Consider the following 19,489-nt stretch of genomic DNA (forward strand, 5'->3'; position numbering starts at 1 on the left):
TATTCGATTGCTTCGTTTGAATCAAGGTTTAGTTCGCGCATGATGCGGATGTGCCAGTAACTTGCCCAGCCTTCATTCATAATCTTAGTTTAAAGACATAGCCAAAATTACGCCATTATTTCAGCATACCTTGTTACTTTCCATCTAATTCACGACTATAATTTTGATTACATTAAAGTACTTAAGCAATTTACTATACATTCACCTATCAATGAAGATTTTTCTATGAAGGCATTGTTCACTTTAATTTTTTAAAATTTTCCCGGGCATTTTTCGGGCATTTTTAAAAATTTATTTAATACAAGAAAACTGCTCATAAATAGAAAAACCCTCAACGCCTATAGCGTCAAGGGTTGATTTGATTAATACACTGACATGTATTGATCTCTCTCCCAAGGATGTACTTGGGTTCTAAAGATATCCCATTCGATTTCTTTTGCTTCAACAAAGTGTTCGAATAAGTGAGATCCTAAAGCACCTACGATAACTTCATCAGTTTTTAATAGCTCAAGAGCAGCTGCTAAAGTTGCTGGTAAGTCGATGATACCAACTTCTTCGCGCTCTTCTTTAGACATAACGTAGATGTTACGGTCTACTGGAGCTGGAGCTTCTAATTTGTTTTTGATTCCGTCTAAGCCTGCCGCTAATAATACTGATAATGCTAAGTATGGGTTTGCAGCTGGGTCAACTGAACGTACTTCTACACGTGTACTTAAACCACGAGATGCAGGAATACGAATTAGTGGACTACGGTTTCTTGCAGACCAAGCAACGTAACATGGAGCTTCGTAACCTGGTACTAAACGTTTGTACGAGTTTACAGTTGGGTTTGTTACAGCTGTAAAGTTTGGTGCGTGTTTTAAGATACCTGCGATAAAGTGACGAGCAGTTTCGCTTAAACCTAGTTCACCAGACTCTTCGTAAAATGCGTTTTTGCCATTTGTAAATAATGATAAGTTACAGTGCATACCAGATCCATTAACACCGAATAATGGTTTTGGCATGAACGTTGCGTGTAAACCGTGTTTACGTGCGATTGTTTTTACAACTAATTTAAATGTTTGAATGTCATCACAAGCTTTGATTGCGCCAGCATATTTGAAATCAATTTCATGTTGTCCTGGAGCTACTTCGTGGTGAGAAGCTTCGATTTCAAAGCCCATTTCTTCAAGTTCAAGAACGATATCACGACGGCAGTTTTCACCTAGGTCAGTTGGAGCTAAGTCGAAATAACCACCTTTATCGTTTAATTCAAGAGTTGGTTCGCCTTTTTCATCTAATTTAAATAAGAAGAATTCTGGCTCAGGTCCTAAGTTGAAATCCGTGAAGCCTAAAGCTTCCATTTCTTTTAACATACGTTTTAAGTTATTACGAGGATCTCCTTCAAATGGAGTACCGTCTGCATTGTAGATATCACAGATTAAACGAGCAACTTTTCCTTTTTCAGCAGTCCATGGGAATACTACCCAAGTGTCTAAATCAGGGAATAAGTACATATCTGATTCTTCGATACGAACGAATCCTTCGATTGATGAACCGTCAAACATCATTTTATTGTCTAAAGCTTTTTCAAGCTGACTTACTGGAATTTCAACGTTTTTGATAATTCCTAGTAAATCCGTAAATTGTAAACGTATGTACTTTACGTTTTGTTCTTTTGAAATACGGAAAATATCTTCTTTAGTAAACTTAGCCATTATAAAAGTTCCCCTTTCGTATGCAACAAACAAAATTAGTCTAACACACTTTAAAATAGAAAAGTAGAGAGTTTCTACTTCCACTTTTCTATTTTTTTATTTTAAATTTTAGTGATTAGCAGTTTAAATATGTTTCTTTTTCCCATTCTGATACACGCAGTCGATATGCATCCCATTCTTCTTTTTTGTTTTGAAGGAAGGAATAAAATACGTGTTTTCCTAATATTTGCTGTAAAAATTCACTGTTTTCTAATTCTGTAACTGCTTCAAGTAAGCTTCCAGGTAATGTTTCAATCCCTTCTGCTTTTCTTGTTACATCATCCATCTTATACAAGTTTTCACTGCGTTCAGATGGTGGAGTTAATTTTCTTTCAATTCCATCCAATCCTGCAGAAAGTAATACAGCTAAAGCTAAATATGGATTTGCAGATGGATCTGGATTTCGCACTTCGATTCGAGTACCTGCACCTCTTGCAGCTGGTATACGAATGGTACATGTTCGATTACTTTGTGACCAAGCTACATAGACTGGCGCTTCATAACCTGGAACTAAACGTTTATATGAATTAACAGTTGGATTTGTGACTGAAGCATTTGCTCGAGCGTGTGTTAATACACCTGCAATAAATTGTCGAGCTGTTTCAGATAATCCAATTGAATCATGTTGATCATAAAAGGCATTACCATTATCATTTCCTAGACTCATATGACAATGCATACCTGAGCCATTTTCACCGAAAATTGGTTTTGGCATAAATGTTGCAACTAAACCATGTTTTTCAGCAATTGTTTTAACTGTATATTTAAATAATTGAATATTATCAGCTGTTTGTAATCCTGGTGCGTATTTCCAATCGATCTCATGTTGACCGATTGCAACTTCGTGATGTAAAGCCTCAACTTCTAATCCTAATGCCTGAAGTGCTTTCGTAATTTCACGACGTATTGTAACTGTTTTATCTAGGGGAGCTACATCAAAATATCCACCGTTGTCATTTGGCACTAATTGATTTCCTTCTTTAGAAAATAAGAAGAATTCTGGTTCAGGGCCGACATTAAATGAAGTAAATCCTTTATCAGTTGCTTTTTCAATTGCTCGTTTCAGTACATTTCTTGGATCACCTTCAAACGGTGTCCCATCAGGGTAATGAACATCACAAATGAAAAGTCCAACTTTCTCTGTAACATCAACTTTCCAAGTATTCAAATCTGGAAAAAGCATCATGTCACTTGCTTCAATTTTCGTGAAGCCATTAATACTTGAGCCATCAAACATAGTTTCGTTTTTAAGTATTTTTTCAATTTGAGTAATCGGTAGTTCTAAATGTTTGAATACTCCTTCTATATCTGTAAAAAATAACTGTACAAACTCAAGACTATGCTTATCAACAGAATTTAAAATCGTTCCTTTATTCATTTATATTTCCCCCCATATAAATATAAAAGCTAGAAAAATCCGTTTTTAATCAATATCTTAATGAAAGAATCGAGACATATCTCCTTGGCGTAAAGAAGTTTTTCCTAATTTACCATTTTGATATAACTCTTGGCGAAGCATTTTTCGAAGCTGTTCATCTGATATTGATTTTTCAACTATAACTTGTTGCACGATAGTTTCTTTGGATTTTTCTGACGATTTTAAATGGAGTACTTCTTTAATTCCTGCTAAATTCAAGCCTTGTTCGATAAATGCTTTTATCTCTAATAATCGATCGACGTCGTTGAAAGAAAATAATCTACGATTACCTTCCGTGCGTGCCGGTCGAATTAAATCATGCTCTTCATAATATCGAATTTGTCTTGCAGATAATTCAGTTAACGAAATGACTATTCCAATTGGGAAAAGTGGCGTTGAGCGTCTTACTTGATCATTCATAGCAATGCTCCTTTCGTTCATCTATTAGTATTTTATTCCATGTCAGATAATCTGTCAATACGATGTTAGAAAATCTAACATGAAATTATTTGTTTTTTATTCTATGCAATATTTATTAAAATTCTACTATTTTTTCAAAAAAAAGAGGCCATCTTAGAGGTCTGCGTATCGACACATAGGCGGACTATTTTTAATACCAAAAAATTGTAGTTCTACATCTGTCTTACAGCTAAATGTGGGGTATTTTTGAAGTATTTTTCATTTAGATTTGAATGTATGATCCTCATTTATAGATTTTCAGTTGTTTTCTTCACTTTTTTAGTTCATTTAAGGAGAATTAGCGCAATTTATTAAATTTCAAATTTGTGTATCTACCTTTGAGCAATTATTCTTGTGAAATACCCTAACCGGTATAGGTATTATCCTATCTAATATGCGATTTCAGGGAATTTAATTGCAGTTTCACCAATTTTATTTGCTGTTTTGTTCATTTTAATTGCAGTTTCACTATTTTTATTTGCAGATTCTCTATTTTTATTTGCACTTCGACTTTTATTTGCGGTTCCTCATTACTTATTTGCACTTTTCACAGTTTTATTTGCACTCGACCTTTATTTGGGGTTCTTCATTACTTAGTTGCACTTTTCTCTGATATATTTGCAATTCGACCTTTATTTACGATTTCACATTAATTATTTACTCCTTGCACTGTTTTATTTGCACTTTCAACTCTAACTACGCTTATTTTAAATTTCCTATAAATATATAAATAAGGATGCCCTAAAAATGTTACACTTTTAAGGCATCCTTTTTCTATTAATATACAATTATGAGAATCGTTTAGTTAATGCAGAAATAGTACATCTAAATTCATAGGAATATACAAACTTCACATAAAAATATTCATCCGCTTTTACTAGTTTCTTCCTATATAAGTAATTTCGGAATAACTTTGTATTAAATCACTAGATAATGCTTTATTTATATTAAACTTCTTCCCAACCTTTGAATGTTTCTTTAAAATTGCTCGAAACAATTCCCTTTTCTGTAATAATTGCTGTTATTAGTTCATTAGGTGTTACATCAAATGCTGGGTTAAGAACATTAATTCCTTCAGGTGCAATTTGAACATTTCCGATATGTGTTACTTCTGTTCGGTCGCGTTGTTCGATGACAATTTCATTACCTGATTCGATTGATGTATCGATTGTTGATAATGGCGCAGCTACATAAAATGGAATTTGATAAAAGTTTGCTAATATCGCTAATTGTAATGTTCCAATTTTATTTGCAGTGTCACCATTTGCAGTAATACGATCAGCGCCAACAATGACTGCGTCCACTTTTTTATTTTGTAATAAGTAGCCGACCATATTATCAGTTAGTAATGTAACTGGGATACCGCTTTGGTTTAGCTCCCAAGATGTAAGTCTAGCACCTTGAAATACTGGTCTTGTTTCGGTTGCATACGCAGAAATTTCCCAGCCTTTTTCTTTTGCTAAGTGCAATGGCGCAAGTGCTGTACCATATCGACTTGTAGCAATACTACCTGCATTACAATGGGTCAAAACAGCCGCTCCATTATGCAATAATGTTAAAGCATTTTCACCAATTTCCTTGCAAGTCGCTTCATCTTCTACATGTAGTTTGATCGCTTCTTCCATAATGATTAACTTAGCTTCAGAAACTGTCTTTGCTTCTTTAATAGCTCTAATTAGTCTTTCAACCGCCCAAGCTAAATTTACTGCAGTAGGTCTTGCACTAATTAATTCGTCAGCTAATACTCTTGCTTGAGTATGAAACTCATCGATCTGTTCAGTCTGAATTTCTCGAACGCCTAAATATAGACCATAAGCTGCTGCTAAACCAATCGCTGGTGCTCCTCTTACTTGTAGCTTAACGATTGCTTCTCGTACATCAAGTAATGTAGTTGCATCAAAATAATATATTTCAGTTGGCAATTTAGTTTGGTCTAAAATTTTTAAACTCTCACCGTTCCATTGTAAAGATTCAGGTATTTGCTGTAATGTAGTCATCGATTATTTCTCCAATCCAATTAGTAAATTACCAATATTGCTAATATTAAATCTATTTTTAATACAAAATGCTCCGAATTTTAAGACTTTTTTCTTTACTTGAATTTTTTGATTTTCCTCAAGTGAGTCAATATCTTCAACATGAGCAAGACCGATACTTCTTCGGATTAATTCACATCCAATTACTCCAATTGCATCCACCCAATACCCCTCTAATTTTTCTTTAATTAGAGCCTGTTGGTTAAATGGTCTAACACTGTGTTCTTCCCATAATCGAATAAATGTTTCATTAAAAACTTTTTCAATGTTTAAAATGTGTTCAACAATTTCTTCTTTTTGCTCAGTTCGGCTGAAAAGTTGAAAAATTAAATTCGCTTGAATTTGACCTAAATCAAACCCAATTGGTCCTACAAACGCAAACTCTGGGTCAATAACTTTTGTTTCTGTTGCAGACACGAAAATGCTTCCTGTATGTAAATCTCCGTGTAATAACGCTTCTTTTTTTGATAAAAAGTCTAATTTTAACTTTGCTACCTCTATTTGCAGAGCTTCATCATTCCAAAGTTCTTGAATTACTTCTGTTAGCTCTTCTTCATAACTGTTTGTTTCACAGTTAAAGTATGGGTCAGTATAAACAAGATTTTCTGTTATATCACAAAGTTCTGGATTGTTAAATAGATACTCTAGCTCTTTTTTCTTAGCTGGAGTTGTTCCAAAATCAGAAGTGAAAAACAATGATTTTGCTAAAAATTCACCGATATGTTCTGCCAAAAACGGATAACTCTTTTTCTCAATTAAGCCTTTTCGTAAAATTTGCAAATGAGAAAGGTCTTCCATTACTGTTACAGCTTGCTCTTCATCATGTTCTAAAATTTCTGGTGAATGTAATGGAATTAAATCATTATATATTTTTGTTGCATTACTCTCGATTGTTGCTCTATTTAATGTCAGAGGCCAGCTTTCACCAACAACTTTTGCATAAGGTAGAGCTTGTTTTATGATTAAACCTTTTTCACTTCCTACTGGTGTAACTTTGAAAACTAAATTTAAATTTCCATCGCCGATCTCTACACTTTCACATAATTCATTTGTAAAATAACCTAATTTTTGTAAGTAAGTAACTGCAGTTGCCTCTGTTAAAGGTCTATATTCTTTTCTTTGAATGACAGTCATACAATTCATCCCCCTCGATTTTGACAAAATAAAAAGCCTCTTTTCCGAGACGAAAAGAGGCAATGTTAATTGGCTTTCGTCTCTTATCTACCAGAAAATTACTTTTCTGTTGGAATTAGCACCGTGCCTTACTGAGCAATTAAGCTCAGGCGTATTTATTACGCCCCATCTCACAATGGTATTACAGTCGGTTGCTGGGCATCATCGGGCCAAATCCCTCCGCCTACTCGAAATAAGAGTTCGCATATTTGATTTTATATTCGTATTTTAATTTAAAGAATTTTAGTTTGTCAATTACTTTTTTGTAATTTTTTATAGATTCCTTCTCTTCTATCTTCGAAGATTGGGATTGTACCGCGTATTTCATCGACTTTTTTAGGATCAATTTCGCCAAAAATGATTTCCTCATTCGGACTACCTTTTGAAATTACTTCTCCCCAAGGATCGATTATCATCGAGCCTCCTCCAAATGTATTCGCTAAATCCTTACCTACTCGATTACATGCTACGACATAGCATTGATTTTCAATTGCTCTTGCTTTTAATAAAGTTTCCCAATGATTCATTCGTTGAATTGGCCATTCTGCAACAAAAAATAAAACTTTTGCACCTTTCTGAGAATGAGCTCCGATCCATTCTGGGAAACGCAAATCATAACAAACAAAACCTGCGGCAGTTAAACCATTAATTTCAAAAAGTCCATCGGTCTCACCTGCTTGAAGATAGTGATGCTCGTTCATTAGCTGGAACAAATGAATTTTATCATACGTTTTAACGATTTCACCTGTTTTGCTTATAACAATTAAAGTATTGGTGACACCATTTTCTCGAGCAATTGGAAATGATCCACAAATTAGTGTTACATTATTTGATTTTGCTATTAACTGGAGTTCAGAAATGATTTCCTCTTGATCACCAATATGCAATCCAATTTCTTCCAAACAATAGCCTGTTGTCCATAACTCCGGTAATACGATTACCTCTACATTTTCTTTTACAGCCTCAATAATTTTAGATTTCATATTTTTAAAATTAGCTCTTGATTTGCCTAATATAACGTCAGATTGAATGCAAGCAATTTTCAACATAATTTATTCACCCTATTCTAAATTTTATAGACATTTTTAAATCGAGCATATATGATGGTGAAAGTTATTGCAACAGTCGTTCATGCAAATCATTCGATTACAAAACGATCTAATCTACTTAAATAAATTCTATTTTTGGAGTGATTAACTTGATTCATAATAAGCTATTAAACAATTTACCTAAACAATTTTTTGCTTCACTCGTTCAAAAAGTTAATGAGTCAATCAATAAAGGTCATGATGTGATAAATCTTGGTCAAGGAAATCCAGATCAACCAACACCAGACCATATTATAAAAGCATTGCAGCAATCTGTTGAAAATCCAACAACTCATCGTTATTCACCTTTTAGAGGGATGAGTACATTAAAAAAAGCTGTTGTAGATTTTTATAAACGCGAGTATGATGTTGACTTAGACCCAGAGGAAGAAGTAGCTATTTTATTTGGCGGAAAAGCTGGATTAGTAGAGTTACCACTTTGTTTATGTGACGAAGGAGATACGATTTTAGTTCCAGACCCAGGATACCCTGACTATTTATCTGGTATTTCTCTTTCTAAAACGGTACCTTATACGCTTCCGTTACTTGAGCAAAATCAATTTTTACCAGATTATAGCTTAATTCCTCAGGAAGTTTTAGATGCTAGTAAAATTTTATTTATTAATTATCCAAATAACCCTACTGGTGCAATCGCAACAGAAGAATTTTTTAAAGATACTGTGGAGTTAGCAAGAAATAATCATATTACAGTTTGCCATGATTTTGCATACGGTGCTTTTGGATTTGATGGCAAAAAACCATTAAGTTATCTTCAAACTCCTGGTGCAAAAGAGTGTGGTATTGAAATTTATACACTTTCTAAAACTTATAATATGGCTGGTTGGAGAATTGGGTTTGCAGTTGGTAATAAAGAGGTCATTTCAGCTATTAATCTATTACAGGACCATCTTTACGTTAGTATTTTCCCAGCTATTCAAGAGGCTGCCGCTGTTGCATTAACAGAATCTCAAGAAAGTGTGAAAAAATTGTTAGCACTTTATGAAGATCGCAGAAATGTCTTTATTAGCGGTTGTCATGAAATTGGTTGGGAAGTAACGGCCCCAGCAGGTTCCTTCTTTGCTTGGTTAAAAGTTCCTTCAGGATTTACTTCACAGGAATTTGCAGATTTATTACTTGAAAAGGCACATATTGCAGTTGCTCCTGGGAATGGTTTTGGCGAATTCGGTGAAGGTTATGTAAGAGTTGGTCTATTATCAGATACCGAAAGACTAAAGGAAGCGGTTACTAGATTAAAAGAAATCGAATTATTTTCAAAATTTAATGTTTGACATTTAGAATTGTTCATGAAATAATGCGATTATATCAAGAATTCAAAATTAAATATTAACTTATTCAGAGTAGGTGGAGGGACCGAGCCCGATGAAACCCGGCAACCGGCTAGTTAGCTAGCACGGTGCTAATTCTCGCAGCGTTTTGCTGACAGATAAGGTGTAGGTAAACCTCTCCTTAGCGAGAGGTTTTTTGTTTTTAATAAATACTTTCGGAGGTTATGAAATGAGTGGAATAATAGCAACTTACCAAGTTTACGATAAAAATCACAATTTAGAAAAAAAGGCAGAGTCAATCGCACTTGGTTTGACAGTTGGTTCTTGGACGACATTACCACAAAACGATCAAATTCAATTGCAAAAGCATAAAGGCAAGGTACTTTCTGTTCACGAAGTTGGGTGTGAAGAAAATGTCATTAACTTTTTAGGCTATAAACCGACAAAAGGAATTATTGAAATCTACTATCCTAGTTTAAATTTTTCAGCTGATATTCCAGCAATTTTAACAACTGTTTTCGGAAAACTTTCACTTGATGGCGAAATCAAACTAATTGATTTAAATTTTACGGATGATTTATTAAGACTGTTTCCAGGACCAAAATTTGGTATTAAAGGTATTCGAGAAAAATTGGACGTATATGATCGCCCTTTATTAATGAGCATTTTCAAATCAATCATTGGTAGAGATCTTCCATACATTTCGGAAGAATTAAAAAAACAAGCATTAGGTGGCGTCGATTTAATAAAAGATGACGAGATTCTTTTTGACACAATCACATCAATAACTGACCGTGTCACTCATGGGAAAAATATTTTGAATCAAGTCTACGAAAAAACGGGACACAAAACTTTATATGCGGTGAATTTAACTGGCCGTACATATGAGTTAAAAGAAAAAGCGTTACGTGCAGCTGAAGCTGGTGCTGATGTATTTTTATTAAATGTATTTTCTTATGGAATTGATGTACTTCAAGGTTTAGTTGAAGATCCTTCAATCAATGTTCCAATTATGGCTCACCCTGCTGTTTCAGGAGCTTTTACTGCATCGCCGATTTATGGTATTGATGCTGGCTTATTACTTGGTAAACTTTTACGTATTGCAGGTGCCGACTTTAGCTTATTCCCGTCACCATACGGTTCGGTTGCATTACAAAAAGAAACAGCATTAAAAATCGCTGAAAATTTAACAGAATCAAATGGATTAAAAGAAACATTCCCTGTTCCATCTGCGGGAATTCACCCAGCACTTGTACCTCAATTAATTCAAGATTTTGGAATTGAGCAAGTTATAAACGCTGGTGGTGGTATACACGGTCATCCAGATGGTCCGATTGGTGGAGGAAATGCATTTAGAGAAGCGATATCTGCTACTTTATCTGGTGTTGAATTAAAAGATTATGCACTTCCAAATACATCACTTGAGAAAGCATTACAACTTTGGGGGTAAATAAACAATGGCAATAAAGATTTTTTGTGATTTTGATGGAACTATTACAGAAGGAGACAATATCGTCAATTTAATTAAGCAATTTGCTCCTCCTTCAGTAAGCGAATTAACAAGCGAAGTATTAAATGGCAAAATATCGATTCGTGAAGGCGTCGAGAAAATGTTCGCTACAATCCCTTCAACGAAAAAACAAGCAATGACTGATTATGTAATCGATCGTACGGTCATTCGAGATGGTTTTAACGATTTTATTCAATTTGTAAACGAGCAACAAATTGAGTTAAAGGTTGTTAGTGGCGGCTTAGACTTTTTCGTTCATCCTATTTTAGCAGAGTACCTTCCACCTTCTGCTATTTTATGTAATCGTACTGACTTTACAGGTTCAACTGTAAAAATTCATTGGGATCATTCATGTGATGCATTGTGTTCGCATGACTGTGGAATGTGCAAGCCTTCTGTTAAGAGAAAATTTAGTGAATCAAATGATTTTATTATAGTCATTGGAGATTCAATTACTGACTTACAAATTGCAAAAGAAGCTAATTTGATTTTTGCAAGAGATTTCTTAAAGAATAAATGCGAGGAACTTTCCCTTCCGTATATTCCTTTTGAAAGCTTCTATGATATCCGAGCTTCACTAGAGAAGGAGGTTCTAGTATGAAAGACTTTTTCAAACATTATGATGAAATCCGCGAAGTAAAAAAAGTACTTGCTGACCGTGATTGGTTTTTAGGAACTAGTGGAAATTTATCAATTAAAGTAAATGACGAACCATTAAACTTCCTAGTTACAACTAGTGGTAAAGATAAAACAAAACATACGTATGACGATTTTTTACTTGTGAATGAATTCGATCAGTCTGTTTGGGATGATACAAAGAAACCTTCAGCTGAAGCAATTTTACATCGACTAATTTATCAAAATACGAATGCTAAATGTGTTCTTCATGTACACACTTTAGCAAATAACTTTATAACAAAAGATTTTCCATACCAAGATGAGTTATCTTTTTCAGGTATTGAAATTATAAAAGCATTAGGATTATGGGAAGAAGATGCAGAAATTACAATTCCAATTATTAAAAATCATGCACATATCCCTACCCTAGCAAATGAGTTTCTTCCACATATTAAAAACGATCATGGAGCAGTCCTAATTCATAATCACGGTATTACAGTGTGGGCAGAATCAGCATTTGAAGCGAAGAAGCATTTAGAAGCTTATGAGTTTCTATTCCAATACGCATTACAGGGTATACAAAAAAATTTATTTATTAAAAATTAATTAGTTGGAGGAATGAATTATGGCAACAATTTGGGTAGAAAAAAAAGATTATCATATTACAAGTGATGTAGAAGTAAAAGCCTATTTAGAGGAACAAGGGGTTATTTATGAAAATTGGAATATCGAGCAATTACATAGCTCATTAAAAGAAAAGTTTCTCTTATCAGATGATGAAAAAGCATCGATTCTTGAAACATTTAAAGCTGAAATCGATGATATTTCTTCAAGACGTGGCTATTTAGCAAATGATATTATTACGCTTTCAGAAGCAACACCAAATCTTGATGAGTTATTAAAAAACTTCAACCGTGAGCATCATCATACGGATGATGAAGTTCGTTTCATTGTTAGCGGCCATGGTTCTTTTATTATTGAAGGAACTGAAGGTTTCTTCCATGTTAAATTAAATCCCGGTGATCTAATTTCAGTACCACCAAATGTTCGTCACTATTTTACATTAGCAGATGACCGTAAAGTAGTAGCTGTTAGACTATTTGTGACGACTGAAGGATGGGTACCTATTTACGAATAATCGTATATAAAAATCAATTGACTCATATCCATTTTAGGATGTGAGTCAATTATTTTTCTACTTCATTTAATTGATCTTCCCGGTAATCAATATATAACGACCCATCTGTTTGTACTTCTACTAAAAATACATCTGAAATTGAGTGAATTCCTGCCCTTTCAAGCTGAGCATTTAACCATTTTTTATCTAAATTTAAATCTGATAGTGCATCTTCATTTACTTCCCCATCAGTAATCACAGCAGTTGAAGTTGGAAAAACCAATGTTTTTTTCCACGCTTTATTTTTTTTCGTTTTAACATCTTTTGTTTTCATAACCGATAGACTTCCATCAATTTCAAAAATTGCGTATTCTACATCTTTGAAAGAATAAATATTTTCACTTCGGAGCATCCCTTGAAATTGCTCAGTATCTAATTTAGCCTTTTTTAATGCGTTTTCCATTATTTTACCTTGTCTAATTAATATAATAGGTTCTCCAAGAATTAGTCGACGGGCAGATTTAGATTTTAAACTTATATACCCCATGATAATCGTCAGAACTGCCCAGCCAACTAAGCCAGTTATGCCATCCTCAATATCTAATGTTTTAGATGTCGTAAGTGATGCAGCAATATTTCCAATCGTAATAGCCGTAATAAATGTAAAAACATCTAATTGGCTAATTTCTTTCTTCCCCATTAATCTAGTTAAAATAAATAAAACAAAAAATGAGCACATAACTCTAAATAAAACTTCATTTAAGCTCATTTATTTCATCCTTTCTTTCAAACAAAGCAGTTTTAAGTACTTACTAATCAACTTAGCGTTTGAAAAATCGAAATAAACTATTCCTTAATATAGAAAAAATAATTTTTTCTAAACTTCGAGATACACCAATTGTATACAACTATTGAAAAGGAGTAGCTGTCATCTCCATTTTTCCAAATTATATCTTTACAAAAGTAAACAAATTTAGAATTGAAAGTTTTGTTTCTTCAATCTGATTCCATTTCTAATCACGCTAATCAATCAATTTATACTCTTCATTTTAGCGACTAATAATTTACCGATTATTGAAGAAAATATTTATATTCTTTCATAATCAATAAATTATTGAGGTGAGGTCTTGAGTAAAAAACTTTCGCTAGTCGGTTTAATATTAATGGTATTTACAACTGTATATGGCTTCGGTAATATACCAACTGCTTTTTATTTAATGGGATATAGTGCAATTCCATGGTATTTACTCTCAGCTATTACGTTTTTTATTCCATTTGCTTTTATGATGGCTGAGTTCGGAGCAGCTTACAAGCATTCTGAAGGTGGTATTTATACATGGATGGCTGATTCCGTTGGGCCAAAGTTTGCCTTTATTGGTACATTTATGTGGTTCTCATCCTATGTAACCTATATGGTAAGCGTTTCTTCAAAGGTTTGGATACCACTTTCAACGTTCATTTTTGGTAGAGACAAAACGCAATCACTTTCCTTATTTGGCCTTTCCTCTACACAATCAATCGGTTTATTAGCATTACTTTGGATGCTAGTTGTTACTTATTTTGCTTCAAAAGGAATTGAAAGTATTAGTAAAGTTACAACCATTGGTGGAATAACTGTATCCTCATTAAATATAGTTCTCTTAATCACAAGTATCATTATTTTTGTATTTAATGGAGGAAAATTTGCTCAACCTATTAAAACTTTTTCATCTGCATTCGCTCACTCGCCGAATCCAAATTATATATCCGGCCTTGCCATATTATCATTCGTAGTATTTGCCATTTTTGCGTACGGTGGCTTAGAAGCTATTGGAAGTTTAGTTGATCAAACAGAGAATGCCGAACGCAATTTTCCAAAAGGGATTACAATATCAGCAATTATTATTTCAGTTGGCTATTCATTAGGAATCTTTTTAGTTGGTATTTTTATAAACTGGTCGCATGATTTAAGCGCGAGCTCGACCAATCTAGGAAACATCACATATGTACTCATGTATAATTTAGGTTTAGAGCTTGGAAAAGCTTTTAATCTTTCGTCAGCTACATCAGATACTATAGGCACTTGGTTTGCAAGAATCACTGGTTTATCAATGTTCCTTGCCTACACTGGAGCATTTTTCACCTTAATATATGCACCATTAAAAACGATTATTAAAGGAACACCAAAATACTTATGGCCAACTAAATTTTCAGATACAAATGAAAAAGGTATACCAGTAAATGCCATGTGGATCCAATTTGCAATTGTTTCAATTATCATTATCCTTACTTCTTTTGGCGGCCAAGGCGCATCTTCATTTTTTAACAAATTGACTCTAATGACTAATGTTTCGATGACTTTACCTTATATATTTTTAGGAATTGCCTATCCAATGTTTAAAAAGAATGATCGAATCGACAAACCATTTCAAATATTAAAGTCAAATTCTACTGCTTTATTTGCTAGTATACTCGTCATATTAGTAGTTGGATTTGCTAACTTTTTTACAATCATCCAACCAGCTATTGAAGGTGATTTTAAATCGACAATATGGATGATAGCAGGTCCAATCTTCTTTTCAATATTGGCATTATTAATCCTTAGTCGCTCTAGGAAACAACACCAAAAAGAGAAGAAAATCGCTTAACAATTCTTTCCCACAATTTGTTAACATCACTTTTGAAAGTAAGTTAGAATTGTGGCACATACTAATTTTGGAGGTGATAATTATGGGTCACAATCAAAATCCACATGTAAAAAAGAAAAACAAAGATAAAGGGCAACCAACACCAGCTGCAATCAATTCTGAAGGCTATTTTGCCCCAAGCAAGTCAAATACTGAAGCTCTTAATGAAACTAAAAATCAATAAAAAAATGACCGTCAAATTATTTGGCGGTCTCTTTTATCAGAATGAGACAATACCTCATTCATATATAAGGAACTGTTCTCTTTCTTTTTCAGTTAAATCTTTAGGTTTAATTCCTTTTTCGTTACAGTAATCATACATTGCTTTAACTCGAACTATCGCTGCTTTCTTGACGTTCGGATTTACATAAACTCCATCTGGGAACACTTTTTCAAACTCATTTATTTCTTTTACCATTGCTTCACTCACCTTTTTTAAAGGGTATATCTAACCATAATGGATTTAAAGTCATAATAAAGTATTATCCCGGACGGACATATTCCGATATTCCAATATTATCAATTCACTTTCTTAGCTCTTTGCAAAATTATAGCATGGTACAAGAAACTTTTGGTAATCAAGTAGTGTCAATACTGTTAACTCTTGTGCACATTGAATACATTGGAATTATAATATTAACGAGCATTTGATCAAATAGAATGATAATTTAATTCGTATATTAAGTGCGCTAATTCCTTATAGAATTAATATTTTCTTTTAGTTATTTACTCATCGAATCTGCAGTTTTTACTAAATCTCTAATAGTAAATTGTTTACCTGTTTCCTCTGAAAAAAGAAGTGAAATTGAATGGTATAGCCCATCTTTCTTCCAACGAATCGTTTTTGTATTATCATCATCATCAACAATTAAAACTTTTGTACCATCTTTTAACTTTGTTGTTTTTAATGGTTGCTGATTTTTGGGGAAGGTGTACTTTTTATTATGATAAGTGATGACAAACATTGTGATCTCTTCTTCTTCATTTGAGTAATTAAAAGAAGTAGCATTAATAGCTCCATTTGCTTTATTTTTTAGCATATCCATTGTGACATCATTTGCTCTAAATGGTAACCTTTCTGGTACTACTAGTTCTTTTTGTACATCTTTAGGTAATTGATCTACCACATTTTTCACAGTTTTAGGATATTCTTTTTTTAATGATTCAACTGCATTATTACCATGCGAACAAGCTGTTATGAAAAGAATTGAGAATAAAAGAATTATTTTTTTCAATTCACTAAAAGCCTCCCTACTTTTCCAAATCTATCGTTTAATTTTTCTATTTAATATCTCTAAATATCGTCATTTTAACCTAAAAAAAGAAAAACTGCCTTTATTGTATAAGACAGTCTTTAATCTTATTCTTATAGTTCAACAATAACAATTTTCCCTTGTTGTACATATAATAATATTTCTGCATTTTCCGTTTCATTTCGGTATGTATAACATGTAAGATCTTCAATTCCACCGTGTGAAACATCGTGAACTGTATTTATTAGTTTGTATTTATTACCTCTAAATTCTATTTTTCTTTCGATAGATGGCTGTTCTTCTAAAATTTGTTCCTTCGTTCGAAAATTCATGTAATCACTCCTTTGTTCATCAATAGTATTGCCATAATCTTAGTTTTCAATTTTATGTGCCGTCCTCCTAACTTTTGTTTTCCCATAATATGTAAATTCAATTATTTTATCTATTTACCTTCCATTTCACATAATGAAAACTTCTTTATTTAGAAATCTTTTACTACATGATAAAAATTTAAGTGTCATAAATTAGTAGTAGTGATAAAAGAGAATAAACGGCTACTTGAGAACGTCCTAAAAGTCAGCGCAACTAACGAATAGGCAGCCCTTATTTATTTACGAGAAATATCGTTTATTTAAGTGGGGGTATCTTAGTGCTGTTTTTTAATTAGAGTTGATTTTTTTTATAGATAAATAGTAGATTTCTTCACTTTTTTAGGCGTTTCAGAAAGAATTAGAGCAATTTTTTTAAATTTCTAGCTTTGTACATCTACTTTTGAACAATAATCAGGCTAAGTACCCTAACCGGTATGGGTATTTTCCTATCTAACAGGGAATTTAATTGCAGTTTCGTTGATTTTATTTGCAGTTTCTATATTTTTATTTGCAGTTTTACTGATTTTATTTGCAGTTTCTGATTTCTTATTTGCACATTGAACAGTTTTATTTGCACTTCGGCCTTTATTTGCAGTCTCTAATTTCTTATTTGCACATTGCACAGTTTTATTTGCACTCCGACTTTTATTTCAACCACTTTTCTTCAGAATATTTTCCATAAATAGAAAATGAGGGTGTCCATATAGCCTATTGGACACCCACTTTTTTATTAGACTTCTAGAGCCATTTTTAAAAATTCTACAAACAAGATTGATTGTTCTCTCATCATCAATTCCTCATTCGAAATGATTGCATAATCTAACGCTAGTCCATCAATAAAAGAAACAATCATTCTTGCTACTATTTCACTATCATACTTAGTGCTAAATTCTTTATTTTTTTGACCTTCTTTAATGACATCAGAATAGATTTTTATCCCAAAATGATAGCGCTCTTTTCCATATTTTCTTCTTCTGCTATCATTTCGACCAGTAATAAAAAACTCTAAAGTACTTGGTGCCAAAGGATCCATTTTATCATTTGGCACCCTGCTTTCACCAAATAGTCTTAGTAAAAGTAACTCCCAATATGAATCAACTTTTTGATCTAACTTCTTACGTGTTTCATCATACACCCTCGAAAGTGAATCAGCTAGGATGGCTTCAAACAAATCTTCTTTATTAGCAAAATATTGATATAATCCACCTCGACTTACGTTTGATGCATCCATTACATGTTTCATCGTAGTTCTTTCATAACCATTTTCAATAAATACTTGTTTAGCAGCTTCTAATATTTTAGTTCGACGTTGCTGTTGGTGCTCCTTGCTGACTTTCGGAGACATCTTTCTTCCCCCGCTCTAATCTGTTTTTTGTTAAAAGTCCGATTAGTGAAACAAACACTAAAAGCGACGCAGTTATTATAAATGTTGGAATAACACCTAAAACCGTTGATAACCACCCTCCTAATAACGGGCCGATAATTGTTGCAGTAGTTGTTACACTACCAATTACACCAAATACTCTTCCTGTTAACGCAACAGGTGTTTCGACTTGAACTGATGCCTGGAATGGTACAAAAACTAAGCAAGCTGCAAAGCCTGCAAACAGACCTAATAATGGTGCCCAAACAATTGAATAATCGACATTATAATGTGTGAATACCGCCATCATACCAAAACCAAGTCCGATTCCACAAACTCCAATTAACATTAAAGGATAGGCACGATAATTCGTTTTCTTCACTAAAATTAAACTAGAAAAAAACATTCCAACCCCAGATCCAGTTACTAAATAGCCGAATAAACCTGGAGACGTATTTTTAAGTTCCCTAATTAAAACGATAATTTGTGAATCTGATAATTGCAAGATTAATAGACTAAAACCTAAAAACAACATACCTACTAAAATTTGTGTATTTGATTTAATAAATGTAACGCCTTCCATAAATTCAGCTTTAAAAGTAGATTTGCCCTTTTCTTTTTCTTCTTTAATCTGCTCAACAGCTTTTGGCAGGAAGAAAATTAAGATTGCCGAGATAATAAAAGAAACTGAATTAATATAAAAAACTGGCGTAGTCCCAGCTGCTGAAACTAGTATCCCACTTACAATCGGTCCAAAAATTTTCGTTGCCGAGTCAATCATCGTTGTAATAGACATCGCACTTTTTATTTCTTCATTCGGAACTAATTCTTTTAACTTACCATTTTTTGCAGGATTAAAAATTGCAGAAAATAGGCCAATTGTAAACAAACAAATATAAACCATCCACAAAGTATTTGCTAATGCAAGGATAACAAACAATCCCGCCCGAACAAGATCAGAGATAACCATTAAATATTTTCGCCCAAACCGATCTGCTATCGTCCCTGCTACCGGTCCTAATAAAGCCATTGGGACAGCAAGACATAAAATAATAAATGATACTTCAATCGGCGTTGCATTCCACTTTATCCCAACAAGAGTAACAATTGCTACAATACTTAACCAATCTCCTGTACTAGAAATTGCTTGAGCCGTCATTAATGTCAAGAAACCTTTATTATTCATGATCCCCTTCATCAAACTTACCCCCTTAAAACGACATTGGTGTCTTTTTATTTAATTATAGCGACACTGATGCCGTTTTTCAATCAGTTTTTTCTGATAATTTCCAACTATTTATTAATTCTTCGTTTAACTTTATTCAAAAATGGGATTAAAAGTATATTTTTTTAACTTACTTGTAAACTTCTCTTAATATGAGTTGTTTAGGGCAAT

Annotated in this window: 20 protein-coding genes, 1 pseudogene and 2 riboswitches; of the genes and pseudogenes, 7 read left to right on the forward strand and 14 right to left on the reverse strand. The window is 33.2% G+C overall.

Annotated features, from left to right (window positions below):
- From CN601_RS25675 to CN601_RS25705, 7 genes and pseudogenes are all read right to left on the reverse strand, one after another.
- Positions 1 to 89 (reverse strand): annotated as a pseudogene (locus tag CN601_RS25675) (SpoVR family protein); the annotation flags it as partial.
- A gap of 273 nt (positions 90 to 362) precedes the next feature.
- Positions 363 to 1,697, reverse strand: a complete 1,335-nt coding sequence (gene glnA, locus CN601_RS25680) for a type I glutamate--ammonia ligase (protein WP_098121786.1) — start codon at positions 1,695 to 1,697, stop codon at positions 363 to 365.
- A gap of 115 nt (positions 1,698 to 1,812) precedes the next feature.
- Positions 1,813 to 3,114 (reverse strand): glutamine synthetase family protein, encoded by a 1,302-nt coding sequence (locus tag CN601_RS25685; RefSeq protein ID WP_098172775.1) that lies wholly within the window; start codon positions 3,112 to 3,114, stop codon positions 1,813 to 1,815.
- Positions 3,115 to 3,171: 57 nt separating this feature from the next.
- On the reverse strand, positions 3,172 to 3,573 hold the full coding sequence (locus tag CN601_RS25690) for a MerR family transcriptional regulator (protein ID WP_098121784.1): 402 nt from the start codon (positions 3,571 to 3,573) through the stop codon (positions 3,172 to 3,174).
- Positions 3,574 to 4,559: 986 nt separating this feature from the next.
- A complete protein-coding gene (mtnA, locus tag CN601_RS25695) occupies positions 4,560 to 5,609 on the reverse strand; it encodes an S-methyl-5-thioribose-1-phosphate isomerase (protein WP_098172776.1) in 1,050 nt (349 codons plus the stop codon).
- A gap of 3 nt (positions 5,610 to 5,612) precedes the next feature.
- A complete protein-coding gene (gene mtnK, locus CN601_RS25700) occupies positions 5,613 to 6,782 on the reverse strand; it encodes an S-methyl-5-thioribose kinase (protein WP_098121781.1) in 1,170 nt (389 codons plus the stop codon).
- Positions 6,783 to 6,862: 80 nt separating this feature from the next.
- Positions 6,863 to 7,021, reverse strand: a riboswitch (SAM riboswitch).
- A gap of 51 nt (positions 7,022 to 7,072) precedes the next feature.
- Positions 7,073 to 7,867, reverse strand: a complete 795-nt coding sequence (locus tag CN601_RS25705; RefSeq protein ID WP_098172800.1) for a carbon-nitrogen family hydrolase — start codon at positions 7,865 to 7,867, stop codon at positions 7,073 to 7,075.
- Between the two features lie 143 nt (positions 7,868 to 8,010).
- On the opposite strand from CN601_RS25705, the gene CN601_RS25710 reads away from it, so the two are divergent.
- The 5 genes from CN601_RS25710 (at position 8,011) to CN601_RS25730 (ending at position 12,461) form a co-directional block, all read left to right on the forward strand.
- Positions 8,011 to 9,198: a pyridoxal phosphate-dependent aminotransferase gene (locus CN601_RS25710; RefSeq protein ID WP_098172777.1), complete on the forward strand. Its 1,188-nt coding sequence runs from the start codon at positions 8,011 to 8,013 to the stop codon at positions 9,196 to 9,198.
- A gap of 57 nt (positions 9,199 to 9,255) precedes the next feature.
- A riboswitch (SAM riboswitch) is annotated at positions 9,256 to 9,360 on the forward strand.
- A gap of 64 nt (positions 9,361 to 9,424) precedes the next feature.
- Positions 9,425 to 10,645, forward strand: a complete 1,221-nt coding sequence (locus CN601_RS25715) for a 2,3-diketo-5-methylthiopentyl-1-phosphate enolase (protein ID WP_098172778.1) — start codon at positions 9,425 to 9,427, stop codon at positions 10,643 to 10,645.
- Positions 10,646 to 10,652: 7 nt separating this feature from the next.
- Positions 10,653 to 11,306 carry a 2-hydroxy-3-keto-5-methylthiopentenyl-1-phosphate phosphatase gene (locus tag CN601_RS25720; RefSeq protein WP_098172779.1) on the forward strand — a complete coding sequence of 218 codons (654 nt, stop codon included), beginning with the start codon at positions 10,653 to 10,655 and terminating at the stop codon, positions 11,304 to 11,306.
- Entirely contained in the window at positions 11,303 to 11,929 is a 627-nt protein-coding gene (locus CN601_RS25725; RefSeq protein ID WP_098172780.1) for a methylthioribulose 1-phosphate dehydratase, read from the forward strand. The genes CN601_RS25720 and CN601_RS25725 overlap by 4 nt, the downstream gene beginning before the upstream one ends.
- 19 nt (positions 11,930 to 11,948) lie before the next feature.
- Positions 11,949 to 12,461 carry a cupin domain-containing protein gene (locus CN601_RS25730; RefSeq protein WP_098172781.1) on the forward strand — a complete coding sequence of 171 codons (513 nt, stop codon included), beginning with the start codon at positions 11,949 to 11,951 and terminating at the stop codon, positions 12,459 to 12,461.
- Positions 12,462 to 12,510: 49 nt separating this feature from the next.
- Here CN601_RS25730 and CN601_RS25735 read toward each other — a convergent pair whose 3' ends face one another.
- Positions 12,511 to 13,209, reverse strand: a complete 699-nt coding sequence (locus CN601_RS25735; protein ID WP_098172782.1) for a DUF421 domain-containing protein — start codon at positions 13,207 to 13,209, stop codon at positions 12,511 to 12,513.
- A gap of 358 nt (positions 13,210 to 13,567) precedes the next feature.
- Between CN601_RS25735 and yjeM the strand changes: the two genes are divergently transcribed.
- Positions 13,568 to 15,067 carry a glutamate/gamma-aminobutyrate family transporter YjeM gene (yjeM, locus tag CN601_RS25740; protein ID WP_257131819.1) on the forward strand — a complete coding sequence of 500 codons (1,500 nt, stop codon included), beginning with the start codon at positions 13,568 to 13,570 and terminating at the stop codon, positions 15,065 to 15,067.
- An 82-nt stretch (positions 15,068 to 15,149) separates the two neighbouring features.
- On the forward strand, positions 15,150 to 15,290 hold the full coding sequence (locus CN601_RS27175; protein WP_179865704.1) for a hypothetical protein: 141 nt from the start codon (positions 15,150 to 15,152) through the stop codon (positions 15,288 to 15,290).
- A gap of 54 nt (positions 15,291 to 15,344) precedes the next feature.
- Here the strand turns inward: CN601_RS27175 and CN601_RS25745 are convergent, their stop codons facing one another.
- The 6 genes from CN601_RS25745 to CN601_RS25765 form a co-directional block, all read right to left on the reverse strand.
- Positions 15,345 to 15,524 carry a hypothetical protein gene (locus CN601_RS25745; RefSeq protein ID WP_098172783.1) on the reverse strand — a complete coding sequence of 60 codons (180 nt, stop codon included), beginning with the start codon at positions 15,522 to 15,524 and terminating at the stop codon, positions 15,345 to 15,347.
- A 304-nt stretch (positions 15,525 to 15,828) separates the two neighbouring features.
- Complete coding sequence (locus CN601_RS25750; RefSeq protein WP_098121773.1) at positions 15,829 to 16,341, reverse strand: hypothetical protein; 513 nt, start codon at positions 16,339 to 16,341, stop codon at positions 15,829 to 15,831.
- A gap of 131 nt (positions 16,342 to 16,472) precedes the next feature.
- Positions 16,473 to 16,691: a hypothetical protein gene (locus tag CN601_RS25755; protein ID WP_098121772.1), complete on the reverse strand. Its 219-nt coding sequence runs from the start codon at positions 16,689 to 16,691 to the stop codon at positions 16,473 to 16,475.
- Between the two features lie 485 nt (positions 16,692 to 17,176).
- Complete coding sequence (locus CN601_RS27180; RefSeq protein ID WP_179865705.1) at positions 17,177 to 17,353, reverse strand: hypothetical protein; 177 nt, start codon at positions 17,351 to 17,353, stop codon at positions 17,177 to 17,179.
- A 107-nt stretch (positions 17,354 to 17,460) separates the two neighbouring features.
- Positions 17,461 to 18,075 (reverse strand): TetR/AcrR family transcriptional regulator, encoded by a 615-nt coding sequence (locus tag CN601_RS25760; RefSeq protein WP_098172784.1) that lies wholly within the window; start codon positions 18,073 to 18,075, stop codon positions 17,461 to 17,463.
- Positions 18,029 to 19,291 carry an MFS transporter gene (locus tag CN601_RS25765; protein WP_257131820.1) on the reverse strand — a complete coding sequence of 421 codons (1,263 nt, stop codon included), beginning with the start codon at positions 19,289 to 19,291 and terminating at the stop codon, positions 18,029 to 18,031. The genes CN601_RS25760 and CN601_RS25765 overlap by 47 nt, the downstream gene beginning before the upstream one ends.
- Positions 19,292 to 19,489: the final 198 nt, after the last annotated feature.

It is taken from the genome of Bacillus sp. AFS017336, assembly GCF_002555445.1.
Lineage (GTDB): Bacteria > Bacillota > Bacilli > Bacillales > Bacillaceae_G > Gottfriedia.